The sequence below is a fragment of the Enterococcus sp. HMSC078F03 genome, assembly GCF_001811595.1.
In the GTDB taxonomy this organism is placed as follows: domain Bacteria; phylum Bacillota; class Bacilli; order Lactobacillales; family Enterococcaceae; genus Enterococcus; species Enterococcus faecalis.
In genome coordinates, this window is sequence record NZ_KV805556.1 from 1 (window position 1) to 12,466 (window position 12,466).

Annotated in this window: 8 protein-coding genes and 2 pseudogenes; 8 read left to right on the plus strand and 2 right to left on the minus strand. The window is 34.9% G+C overall.

Features of this window, described 5'->3' with window-relative positions; all coding sequences use genetic code 11:
* From HMPREF2810_RS05570 to HMPREF2810_RS05580, 3 genes and pseudogenes are all read left to right on the plus strand, one after another.
* The coding region (locus HMPREF2810_RS05570; protein ID WP_204370610.1) for a hypothetical protein at nt 1–308 on the plus strand (308 nt) is incomplete at its 5' end.
* Between the two features lie 459 nt (nt 309–767).
* A complete protein-coding gene (locus HMPREF2810_RS05575; RefSeq protein WP_227331248.1) occupies nt 768–1,013 on the plus strand; it encodes a DNA-binding protein in 246 nt (81 codons plus the stop codon).
* A gap of 103 nt (nt 1,014–1,116) precedes the next feature.
* Nucleotides 1,117–2,310 (plus strand): annotated as a pseudogene (locus tag HMPREF2810_RS05580) (tyrosine-type recombinase/integrase).
* 594 nt (nt 2,311–2,904) lie between these two features.
* Here the strand turns inward: HMPREF2810_RS05580 and HMPREF2810_RS05595 are convergent.
* Together HMPREF2810_RS05595 and HMPREF2810_RS05600 are read right to left on the minus strand one after the other, a co-directional pair.
* Nucleotides 2,905–4,827 carry an FUSC family protein gene (locus HMPREF2810_RS05595; RefSeq protein ID WP_010715289.1) on the minus strand — a complete coding sequence of 641 codons (1,923 nt, stop codon included), beginning with the start codon at nt 4,825–4,827 and terminating at the stop codon, nt 2,905–2,907.
* Between the two features lie 108 nt (nt 4,828–4,935).
* Nucleotides 4,936–6,393: a helix-turn-helix domain-containing protein gene (locus tag HMPREF2810_RS05600; protein WP_010715288.1), complete on the minus strand. Its 1,458-nt coding sequence runs from the start codon at nt 6,391–6,393 to the stop codon at nt 4,936–4,938.
* A gap of 227 nt (nt 6,394–6,620) precedes the next feature.
* Here HMPREF2810_RS05600 and HMPREF2810_RS05605 point away from each other — a divergent pair.
* The 5 genes and pseudogenes from HMPREF2810_RS05605 (at nt 6,621) to adhP (ending at nt 12,463) form a co-directional block, all read left to right on the plus strand.
* Nucleotides 6,621–9,280: pseudogene (locus HMPREF2810_RS05605) on the plus strand (bacterial Ig-like domain-containing protein).
* On the plus strand, nt 9,256–9,615 hold the full coding sequence (locus tag HMPREF2810_RS05610; protein WP_002401395.1) for a hypothetical protein: 360 nt from the start codon (nt 9,256–9,258) through the stop codon (nt 9,613–9,615). Before HMPREF2810_RS05605 ends, HMPREF2810_RS05610 begins: the two are co-directional and overlap by 25 nt.
* On the plus strand, nt 9,608–10,159 hold the full coding sequence (locus tag HMPREF2810_RS05615) for a WxL domain-containing protein (RefSeq protein WP_002357217.1): 552 nt from the start codon (nt 9,608–9,610) through the stop codon (nt 10,157–10,159). The genes HMPREF2810_RS05610 and HMPREF2810_RS05615 overlap by 8 nt, the downstream gene beginning before the upstream one ends.
* Nucleotides 10,160–10,257: 98 nt before the next feature.
* A complete protein-coding gene (locus HMPREF2810_RS05620) occupies nt 10,258–11,238 on the plus strand; it encodes a WxLIP family cell surface protein (protein WP_025192233.1) in 981 nt (326 codons plus the stop codon).
* Between the two features lie 208 nt (nt 11,239–11,446).
* Entirely contained in the window at nt 11,447–12,463 is a 1,017-nt protein-coding gene (adhP, locus tag HMPREF2810_RS05625; RefSeq protein WP_002408844.1) for an alcohol dehydrogenase AdhP, read from the plus strand.
* Nucleotides 12,464–12,466: the final 3 nt, after the last annotated feature.

Below are 12,466 nucleotides of genomic sequence, written 5' to 3' on the forward strand. Positions count from 1 at the left end.
TTTTTCATTTACACAAAATATTTTACACTCTCTTAAATATAAATAAACGTAAATCATGTATTACAAATGAAGCAGCCACATTGATTAAAGATTCTATAAAAAATAGCAACCTGCTTAGTAGATTATTTTTAAATAGTATTATTTCTGAAATAGATGATCAATTAACTGCAGAGGAATTCGATGATTTTTTAAATGAGTCAATGGATATAGCAGAATCTCTTGAAACAAATCAGGACATAATATTGCAAAGAGATAGATGTATTAGCAAACTTCAAGATAATTTACCATGTATTTTTTGGGAAATATAGAGTAAAAAATAGAGTAGATTAGTTTAATTTCAACTAACCTACTCTATTTTTTTATAAAATTATTGTATAACTTGAAAATTCTCCCTCCCAAATTGTTATAGATATGAAACAGGAAACAACCAATAAATTTCCTGCTCATGTCCTTTGAAAACTAAATAAAAATCTATCAGTACCTTCCATTTACGAGGAGCATGTTTTAGCTACGCCAAGACAAGAAAAAAATTCTTCGAGCGAATAATTTCTAAAACAACTTAATTGTCAACTAAGGCCAAGAGTCGTAAATGTATTAATGATACTTCCGTGAGGCTCGCCATAATGGAGGGGAGAGGTGAAATTCCTATGATGCTTCTGACAAAAGCAGCTGATAGAATGATGCAAGCTTTTAACAGCAAGAAAAGAAAGGAGAAATAATTTTTGGAGGAAAATCAAAATGAATGGTTAGAGAACCTAGTAGAAAAGATGAACCAAAGTTTTCAAAAACTCCTGGCTAGGCAACAATTACCCTTGGTTTTAACCAATGAAGATTTGAGAAAAATGTTCCAAGTCAGTGATAGCACATTGAATCGATTATTTAAAACAGGAAGCTTTCCAATGTGTTGGTTAGAAATTAGAGGACATTATTTGAGAGATGAAGTTTTAGAATGGTTGGAGATGAGTAATCAAGATGAATTTCGTGAAAATCTGGAATTATTACGGTCTTTGTAGTATTTTTAATTTCGCAAAAGCGCGGTATAATTATTTTATGGAACGCGATTATCCAAAGAAAAAGCAGTTGATTTGGCTCCTTCTGTAAAGGAGGATCTGCAAATTGGAAACACAGGATCGTTTTAAAAAGAAAATAGCAGCTAACGGTCAAGTAACTTGGTACTTTCAAGCATTTAGAACAACTCGTCGTGGCTTCAAATCAAAACGAGCTGCTCAATTAGAGTACTTAAAGATGAAAAAACAACAAAAGTAACGGAAGAAGATTAGAAAGAATACAATTGATTCCAATCCAACCTTTCAAGAAATATCTGATCAATGATTTGAGTATTATCGTTCTTTAAATGAGCAAAAGAGAGCAACTTACGACAAAAAGAAAGAAATTTTAAAAACGTTGAACCGTTGGACTGGTGAGAAAGAATTAGAAGCGTTAGATTCAGATTATTTGGAAGAGTTATTGTTCGTTCTGAAAGAACGTGGCATTGATGGTGAAGTCAAAGGGTATGCTAAGAATTCCTTACAAGCCCTTCGACAAACGTTAAATTTGATTTTTAAGTATTGTGTGAAGAAAAAGATTCTTCATAAAAATCCCATGGAAGGCGTTCGTTTTCCTAAATATCAGAAAACAGTGGAAGAGCTTAAGCAATCCTTATATTCAGTCAATCAAAAATATTTAACCAAAGACGAGTTACAAACCGTATTGAACTATGCCATAGTAAACGAGGATTTACCAATGTCAACCTTATTTCATGTTTTGTTTTATACTGGTTGCCGAATTGGTGAAGCGTTGGCGATTCAACCGCAAGATATTGATTTTGAAAATAATGAAATTTTATTTTTTAAACAAATATCTAAAAGTAGTAAAGCCAAAGATTTTACAGTTGAAACAACGAAAACCGTTAGTTCAGCTAGACGAGTAGTGGTTACACCATTTTTAATGGAAAAATTAAAAAGACTAATTCATTACTTAGAAGAGATGAAGAAAACAATTTCTTTTCAAATTGAAGAACCTTACTTATTTGTTTATTTAGGTGAAGGGAAGCAAGGAATTCCTTTTCGAAGAGATTATGTCAATACTCATATTAAAAGATGTGTCGCCAGATCAGGTATCGATAAACCGTTTCATACACATTTAACCAGACATACAATGACTAGTTTGTGTGCCAGTTATTGTAGTTGGGATGTTTTAAAAGAACGGTTAGGTCATACAGACAAATCGACTTCTGAAATTTATCGACATATCACGTCAACAGAAAAAGTTTCACCATTAAATGCTTTTTTATCTATTGAAAATACATGAGAAATGTAGTCAACTGGTAGTCAGTTGAAAAATAACAGCTACAAATCAGTCTTTTCAGGACATTCATACTAGCAAAGAAATCCGTCGTTAATCTTTACTATTCGACAAACGAACACCCTCTTGCTCAGCAAGAGGGTGTTTTTGTGTGTAATTAAGTAAAAAATCACTTTGACTTTTTTTGAAGTCACATAAGTGTGAAAATTAGGTTTTTGGACAATGATTCAGAAATCTTTTGAAAATTGAAGGTGTGAGGAAATTTAGAAAGATAAAAAGAGGGAGTACTGAAAACCGAAATTTCAGTTAAGTGCTTGGATCAAGAAACAAAAACTACGTTAGTTTATCAATATCAGTTGAAATTGGAGAAGAAGCAGAATGGGGTGATAGTATTGGCAAATCAATTATTCAGGGCCATGGTTACAGGATTTTTGTTTTTTATATTCAATCAAAAAGAAATAAATACAAAGAACACAGATAAGTATTTTAGCAAGTAACCAATAGATAGCAGAACTGTTGGTGCTATAAGAATAATAGAAGCCATTTTTAAGCCTAGGAAAAATTCCCTTTGGATTTTTCCTAGGCTTTTTGTTTATTTAATCATTTGATATTTGCTAAAAAGAAATTAGCTGTAGAATTTTTTAAGATTACCAGTGATTGTTCAATTTGAGGAAAATAAATGGATTGTTTGGACTGGTTGATTAGTCGATTATTTTGGGGATTCGTGAGTGAAAGTATTTGCTGTGAATAGTTAAGTAACTCAGTGTTTAGTGTGTCCGGCTTAACTGGTGCTAATTTTTTTAAGTAGTGTTGTGTTTTCATAAGTTCTAAAAGAAGCTCTTCCATAGCAGTTTGCATTTCCAACAGTTGATCATTTAGTTGTTTTTGTTGCATTAAGCTTTCAGCAGAGGCATCGTTACTATAAATAGGAGATTCAAGAACAATTTCTTGAATAGAATAGTTTACTCTACGTTGTACCCGATAAGCTAGTACCCAAGCATCACTAGGCAACGTGGTCTCTTCATTGATTAACGCTAGCAAAATAGAGCTGATCGTTTTTGACCAACTATTGATATTTTTACGTAATACTTGACTATGCCATGTTGGGAAAATAAAAAACATAACAAAAGCAATAAGCGCACCAATAATTACATCAAAAACTCTTGTATAGCCTGCAGAACTACCACCTAATGTGAAAGTTAACCAAGTGGTCACACTTAGCATTAGAAATGCTTGACTTAATTTACGGACGGTTTCATACAATATAACTAGCAAACAAGACAATAACATTGGCCATAAAGGATTTAGGTTTGTTAAGTTAGCAATTAATTGAGACAAAAAGATGCCTAAACAACCACCTAAAATAGAACCAATAGTTCTTGAAGTGATTTTGCCGAGTGTACCATGATACCCTGGCATAACCATCAAACAACCAGAAATAACTACCCAGAATTCGTGATTAGCTAAAGGCAAAGGGTACATGTAATTAAGAATAAGCGAACAAAAATGACAAACTAAACCTGTTAAAGCTAAACGAATTGCGAATCTAGCAGAGCTGCCTTTGTAAGAATGAAGAATCTCTTTGGCTTCTGCAAGTCCTTCTTTTGTGGGTAAGAAAGATTTAAATGAGATTTTTTTAAAGGATTGTTTGTTTTGTATCAAAAGGATTGCTGATTTTATTTCGGTGTTTGCTAAAGCAAATTCTTGAAGAGGAAAGGTTAATTGTTCTCCTTTTAAAAAGAGTAGAATTGCTTTTAAAGCAGGAAGATTTTCAGCTGCATTGGTTGAATCTAACGAACCTGCAATTGCATCTGCTTGTGAAACCAAGGGATAAATCCATGGTGTTTTTTGATGATTGACCCATGGCATTGTTTCAACAGATTCGCGTACTTTTATTCTGAAATGGACATAGCGTGCGGGTTTTCCTTGTGCTAATAAATATAATTGTTCATATAAATCGGCTACTAATTTTCGTGCTTCATTATTTTGCGGCTTAGAATAAAGACAATAGATTAAACAAAGGATGGACATACCTAAAATTATTGCACCCAGACCTTCAAAAGATTGACCAATAGACAAATTGCCTTTTAATTGCGCACCAGCTAGTAAAGAAATGGTCCCAAAGAGACATCGAATATACAGACCAATACTAAAGTTTCTCACAATCCCTGAAAAATACAAACCAAGGACGAATAATAAAATAATGAATATACTTGACGACTGTAAAAGTATCCCCAGACTGGCACCAATAAAAATCATTAAAATACCATTTATGGCACTTCTTTGTGGAGGGCCATGTCGTGGTAAGACACAAATTACAGTGCCCAAAAAGCTACCAACATTTACTAAAACAAAAGCGAAAGGAAAGACTATTGTTAGAACAGCACCAACAGCATTTGCAATAATGATACTAAGAACAAGGGCAAACCAGTTCTGTCTTGTATCAAAAGTTAGTATAGGGCGACTATACGCCCAAGACGATTCTAAGAAGACCTCAAAAAATTTTTTGATAGATAATTTCACAAAACATTCCTTCTTTAAAAATTTATTAAAAGCTAAAAAATTATTCCTCTGCTAGTATACACCTCTAATTTTTTTTTTCAAATTTGCTCTTTTTAAGAAAACTCACAATTATAAGCCAACATTAAGTTTAGCCATATATTTTTGTTGAATAAATTCTGTAAGCTCATGCCAACTTTCTTCATTTTCAATGGAATCTAAGTAGAAAATATCTTGATTAGAAGTAGCTTTTTCGAAGGAATCTGTGATGATGATATCCGCATTTGTGAAGTCTTCGGTAATAGAGATTGCGTTTGTATTATATAAGGAGGATAACCGTGTTTTAATAAAATAATTTGCATAAAAATCTTTGATAATTTGTAAATAGATTCTCACTTGTACTTTTTTTTCGGACACAGACAATGTGTAAAGCAGTTGACTGAGTAACTCTAAATGCGTTTCTTGGTGAACTAATTTTTCCACCGTTCCTTTTATTCGATTAAAGTATGCCACATCTGACGGAGTACAAATTTCTGGCTGCGGTAAATAAAGTGTTAAAAAAGTATAATAATTGCCCTCCGTTAAAAAGTACCAAGCATTAAAAATAGAAAGATAGTAAACGTATTGATAATCATGCTGATTTGTCAGTAAGTAGGCTACTTGCTTAAATAATTTTTTTGATAAGACACAATAAGGATGGTTAGATTCTATAAATAATTTTTCTATTTGTTTCGTTTGCTTTTCCGAAAAGATATAAGGGATAAAAATGCGAGATAAAAAATTAAAGTATAAAATTTCAGTTTTTCTTGTTTCGCATTGAATGTCAGCGAAGGAGTGTTCAAGAAAAAATAAAGTCACATGACTGTATTGATTGATCAGAATAAAAAAAGAATGCAGGTTTTTAGAGTGCGGCATCTTTAAGAAGTTTTGTGCACTTGTTCTAGTTTTAAATATCGCATATAAAATATAAAACGCTCTTTTCTTCATTCGGACATTTTTATAGGATCGTTCAAGAAGTGCATCAGGTAGACTTTTTTTTATTTCTTCAAGACTTATTTTAGAAAAAGGCCAAGCCAATTCTTGAAAGGAATCTTGTAGGAAAATGAAAGAAAACACTCGAATCGATAATTCATTGCCAGTTAATTGATAAATACCCTTAATACTAACGATTACTATATCAAAAATTTTAAAAAAGTTATTCAGTTGTTTCGTGATTTTTACCAGATAATGTTCAGAAATATATAAAACTTTAATTAATTCGTTTTTATCAATGGAAGAATGTGTGACTAATTGTACGCAATAATTAAATTGTACATTGTTTTTTAAAAGATTGAGTTTTAACGTGTAGGCGTATTCGACCGCGCTTTTTCGGTACGCTGGATTTACACAAACAATGCCATTATTGTTAGAGACAATAAAATGTTGGATTTGATAAGTATCCTCGAATTCTTGATTTATTTTTATCAGATTTTCCTTGACCGTTCTTTTTGAAATTTTTAAATTGGAAGAAATTTCATTTAACGACGTATGAGCTCGCTTGACTATATAAAATAAAATTTCTAGCTCATTCGTTAGGTAGGATGGAAACATGTTATGGACCTCCAAAAGTAAAATTTAGGTTCATTGTAGTCTACTTTCTTTAAATTTTTGTATTGATATGTTAACACAAGCGCAATAAGAAGCGGCCATCACAATTAATGTACAGCCTTATACATTAATTGTGTGTGGCAAAGCAATTTCAATGTTGATAAGCTAGCAGTAGTTAGAATAATTATTATTTAGTTTCTAATTCCAAAAAAGGTCAAGGTGAGTAAGCAATGAAAAAAATCAACGAACAATTAAAAATTAAAATGCCAACCTACAAAAGAAAAAAAGCATTGCTTATTTCTTTTACTCTTGTCTACTATTGGTATCGATTTCTTGTTTTTTGAGCTTGCACTTTCAAGAATGCGAAGCAGCTTCGCTCTATCAAGCGGGAGGGATAGCCATTGATTTGAGAACTGATTTACCTTATGGAATGGAGATAAGCCATGACGGAGGTGGTGGTCCAGATGGATCATTTGGAGGGAAATTACACGTAAAATTATATGGAACAGTGGACACTTCTCAAACAGAAGCATTGAAGTTTCTTTCTTTTGGTACTGTTGGAATGCAATATGGACTGATGTTTCATTTGCCAGAAAATATAAGTGCAGATAATTTTAAAGCGGCTTATGACAAGGCTTATGCGGATAATCCAGAAAATTTTTATTCAATTAGTGGAGAAAAAAACACACAGATACCAATTGTTAACACAAAAGGAATGCGGACGTTTAACGGTTCTTCAGAAGATGGTTCACCAGGATGGGGTGATCCTGATCAAGATTATAGCGGAATTGATACTGAGCATCAGGTGATGTTTTGTGAACGTGGGGACACTATTAATTTTTCTTTTACTAAACTTTATGAAATTTGGAAAAATGAACCTGACAAATCGGCCATAAAATTTGAACTTCATTTTGATTTAGATGTAGCTACTTTAATGAAGGATGGCGATTCAAAGGATTATTCCCTCAATAAAAATTTAACGAAACATCGCTTACCAGTATCAAATGTTTTGTCGGATGGCACTGAAAGTGATCAATTTTCGTTGTCGGCAGATTTTTTTGGTCGAACTTACGAATCAGATACAACGAATACGGTTAATCATAATTGGATATTGCTTAGTCCGGATATGTGGTTACGTGCGACAAGTTTAGCGGCAGCAGCAAATCATGATCCAAATAATTTGAATCATCAAATTATCACTGGAATCACAGGAAAAGTGGCTACTTGGTCTTCTTATATCTCGCCATGGGACAGCGGCGATAAAGACAATCCATTATCTAATTACAATACCCAAGATGCCTCTAAATACCCTGAAATACCTGAAAGCAAAACGATGTTACCAGGGGATTTTTTATCACCAAAGTTTACGATGAACCAAAGACAAGACAATCCGCTTAATTGGACAGATGGGTATGTTGCTCAACGGTTTGCTCGCGTAGTTAATTTTCATACTCACACAGTTGATCCTAAGGCCAATGTGAATGTCACTTCACAACAACAAAACGGGTTAACAACTTATTTGTTTAGTGGCAAAGATGGTTGTGGGCTGCCGTTAGTCAACCCGCCAGGAACGGATTCTTCAGAGCCCACAGATAAAACATATATGCGCGTCACAACAGATCCATACCAAGTGACAAGTTTAGAAAAGGCAGCTTTTGTTAAAGGTCAAACCACATTTCACCCGCAACAAAAGATACCAGTAGAACTAACCGTTAAGGCTCCGACAACTAGAAAAGTTCAGATTGAAGAAAAAGTTTCAGGTGCTGCCCAAACTGATTTTCATAAAATTGGGGAGCAAGATTTAAAAAATTTACCAGTCACAGATGATTGCGTTAGTTTTAACTGTTTAGCAGATGCTTTACCAACTTCAGGAGATTACACATTAACATTTAGAATTCTTGATGTTGATGATACATCTAAAAGCTACTCAAACGAGAAAAGTTTAGCTGTGCACATTGATCAAGCGCAAATTAAAGTTAAATCCCAAGATACGGTTTATCAATATACTCAATGGCAACCAGAAAGTGAAGTGACTAGCCTACAAACATCAGACGGTAAAAAAGGTGATTTTCGAGACGTAAGTGTCACCATATATAAACTGGACGGAGAGCAAAAGGTTCCAGTAGATACGGTGGATACAAAAGTGGTTGGTAAATATGAAATTGATTATAAATACCTAGGATTAGAGGCGCAGACTACGCTAGAAGTCATTCCCTCTTCAGCTCATATTGGTGCACATAACGGCAGCTTTTCTGTGGGAACGCCCTTCGATCCAAAGCGTCTTTTTGATAGTGCAACAGATAATGATGGGCAGTCTATTCCTTATAACAAGATAACGATTCGCTATACGCCTGATCAGGTAAACGATGAAGTAGCGGGCGTCTATAGAATTACTTATGATATCTCTAAAATAGTAGGTTTTAGTAAAAGTATTACCGTTAATTGGACCTACTATTACTCTAATCGTCTAGACTTTTATCACTTATCTGAACAACTAATGCCTTTTGAGAATGTAAAATTTAATGGCCAAGATCAAACACAGACATTAAAAAGTTGTGAGATGAACATTGAAGATACGGGGGACCCTAATCGGACAACTGGCTGGCAGCTTGAAGTAGCCTATAATTTAAATGATCAGAAAACACAAGCGTGGAAAGACGCAGGGCTTGATCTCACGCTAAATCCAAAGTCAGTCGATTATGTAACAACTGAGCAAAATATCATGGTTAACGATGAGCAACAATTAGTAGTTGGCGTAAGTAACCAATCTATCAAAAATAAAAAAGTTTTGACGAAATTACAATTATTGCCCACATTAACTATTTCAAAAGTCACACCTGCTGATAAATATGAAGCTCAGTTAATTTGGAACTTAGAAGCAACACCGTAAGGGAAGAGGGAATAGCTGTGAAATGGTTTATCTATGATTTATTGTTTGTTGCCTTTATTCTCGGTTTGCCAATTCAAGCACAAGCTGAAGACAAGACAACTGACGCACAAGCTGGCACAAAAGTCATGGTAATAGTGAAAGAGAGTGAGGATATTGTTCCGCATCCCAATGAGCTTATACCGCAGACTAACGATATGCCAACTTCACGAGGACAACCTAATTTTTTACCAAAAACAAACGAGATTACGTCTCAAGAGACGCTTTTAGGAATCGTGGTACTCGGAAGTACATTAATCGTTGGACTTTATAAAGAAAAGAGGAAAAATAATGAATAAAAAAATAATTGGTTTAACTGTCACTTTAGGAACGGGGATTTTTTTAATTGGACAACAAACTGTGAATGCGGCTGATAATACCAATACCACAGCGAATGTGTCGGTTTTGGGTGGCGGATTAACCATTACACCATTAGCACAAATTAACTTTGGGACGGTGACAAAAGACGGCCAAGATCATACGCAACCAGATCAAAGCAAGTCGCAACTTATCATTAATGATAATCGTGGGACAACGAATACAGGTTGGTATCTGACAGCGAATTTAGAAGATAAAGGAAAAGGTGTCACTGGATTAGACGGAATGACACTTCATTTAGACACTAAAAAACCTGACGGATCTTCTGAAAAAGGTACCTTTACGGGCGTTGATTTAACCACAGATGCTTCAACCATTATTTCGCTAGATAAAAGTGATATCCGTTTATCAGACACTGTCACGACAGCCGATTTAAATGCAACGTTAAATATACCTAAAAGTATTGCTGCAAATACCTACTCTGGGACCATCGTCTGGAATGCCATCGATGGAGCACCCGCCTAAGAATTTAACATAAAACGATGTAAGAAAACGAGGCAGATAAATTGAAAAGAATTTTAAAGATACTTTTTATATTGACTATTCTCTGTTCAGGTGGAGCGATGCGTGCCTGGGCAGAGCCGTCTAATACCAATAGTTCAGCAACAATTGACAATGCGAATGCGTATACAGTCACACCCGTTTTCGGAGCAACTCAAAATAACAAAACCAGTAGTTTTTTTGATATGACATTTACTCCGAAACAAAAAGATACATTCAAATTAACGATAACCAATACTACGCCGAACCCTCAAAAATTTAAAGTTCAGGTAAATACAGCAACAACAAATAGTAATGGGATAGTTGACTATACAAAAAGTAGCTTTGAAAAAGATCCATCGATGAGTTTGGTACTTAGTGATTTGATTAGTCCCAATAGGAAGGACATTAGTGTTCCTGGTAAACAATCACAAACGATTGATTTTCAAATAACGATGCCAGAAAAGTTATTTTCAGGAATTTTATTAGGTGGAGTGACGATTCGACCTGTAGAGATAGCTGGGGACCAAAGCAAGGGTGGGATTCAAAATGTTTATATGCATACGATTGCTATTCGGGTGAATGAAACAGCAGAGACCATACCTGCAAAATTGGAAAGTGGTTCTGTTAAAATTGGGCAAATTAACCGCCACAATACTGTTTCGATGGAAATTAAAAATCCACAGCGGAAGTTATTATCAAAAGTCGAAGGAGATTTTTTTGTTAAAGAAAAAGGAACAAACAAAACGATCATTCACGAAAAGAAAAATAATCTGAGTTTTGCACCAAACACAAGGTTTGACCTGCCTATTTTACTGAAAGATTCGTTTAAACCTGGAGACTATACCTATACCATTAAGTTGAAAAACCATGAGGGGAACTGGACGTTCTCAAAAGATTTCACGATAAACAAGAAGCAAGCTGATCAGTATAATAAGCGTTCTGTTGATCATAAAGCCAAAAACCTTCACTGGCTTAAGTACCTCATGGCCTTTTTAATTCTAGTTATTTTAGGTACCGTCTGCTATATCTTGGGAAAAAAGAAGGGAAAAATGAGGTTGTAAAACCTGCCTTTAAAATAGTTGACAATTATGCAGAAAAAATCATGCCAGTATGAATTATCTATGACATAAGGGAAGAATAGCTGTCTAGCAAGGATAAACTGTCAAATTAGCGTTAATTTACGCAAGTCATTGGTGTTCCTTATTTTGGAAAGTAGTATTATACTATTATTGTTCAATGATTCACAATAGAAACAAGGAGGAAAGAACCATGTATAAAGCAATTGTCGCAGCAAAAGGAAAAACAACAAAAATTGTTGAAAAAGAATCGCGTCCATTGAAAGATAATGAAGCGCGGTTGAAAATGGAAGTCTGTGGTGTCTGTCATACGGATTTACACGTTAAGAATGCAGATTTTGGCGATGTTAGTGGTTGTACCTTAGGTCACGAAGGAATTGGGATTGTGACGGAGGTTGGAAAAGACGTTACTAGTTTAAAAATTGGTGATCGTGCATCTGTTGCATGGTTTTATGAAGGCTGCGGACATTGCGAATATTGTACTTCTGGTCGAGAAACGCTTTGTCGTTCAGTAAAAAATGCTGGATATACAGTTGATGGTGCCATGGCCGAAGAATGCATCGTCACAGACGGTTATGCAGTGAAAGTGCCAGAAAATTTAGCATCAGAGCCAGCTTCCTCTATTACTTGTGCAGGGGTAACAACCTACAAAGCGATAAAAGAATCTGGGATTCGTCCAGGTCAATGGCTAATGATTTCAGGATTAGGTGGGCTAGGTAATCTAGCTTTACAATATGCCAAGCATGTCTTTAATGCCAAAGTGGTAGCTGTTGATGTGAATGATGATCAGTTAGCTTTTGCGAAAGAAATGGGTGCGGATCTTTTAATTAGTCCAGTTAAAGATCCTGATTTTGCTGCACAACTTCAAAAAGAAATTGGTGGTGTCCATGCAGCAGTAGTCACTGCGGTAGCTAAATCAGCATTTAATGGCGCAGTCGATGCAGTCCGTGCGGGAGGAACGGTTGTCGCCGTTGGATTGCCTGTTGAGACAATGGATTTATCTATTCCACGTCTTGTTCTTGATGGCATTCACGTAGTCGGATCGTTAGTTGGAACCCGTCAAGATTTAAGCGAAGCTTTCCAATTCGGTGCAGAAGGAAAAGTTGTTCCTGTTTGTCAAACACGACAACCAGAAGAAATTAATGCTATTTTTGAAGAAATGGAACAAGGAAAAATTCGCGGGCGAATGGTCATTGATTTTCGCAGTTAATTT

What these genes read in the sequence shown, in the direction of transcription:
- HMPREF2810_RS05575 (WP_227331248.1), top strand. Translation starts at nt 768, where the DNA reads ATGAACCAAAGTTTTCAAAAACTCCTGGCTAGGCAACAATTACCCTTG.
- HMPREF2810_RS05620 (WP_025192233.1), top strand. Translation starts at nt 10,258, where the DNA reads ATGCGTGCCTGGGCAGAGCCGTCTAATACCAATAGTTCAGCAACAATT.
- adhP (WP_002408844.1), top strand. Translation starts at nt 11,447, where the DNA reads ATGTATAAAGCAATTGTCGCAGCAAAAGGAAAAACAACAAAAATTGTT.
- HMPREF2810_RS05615 (WP_002357217.1), top strand. Translation starts at nt 9,608, where the DNA reads ATGAATAAAAAAATAATTGGTTTAACTGTCACTTTAGGAACGGGGATT.
- HMPREF2810_RS05600 (WP_010715288.1), bottom strand. Translation starts at nt 6,393, where the DNA reads ATGTTTCCATCCTACCTAACGAATGAGCTAGAAATTTTATTTTATATA.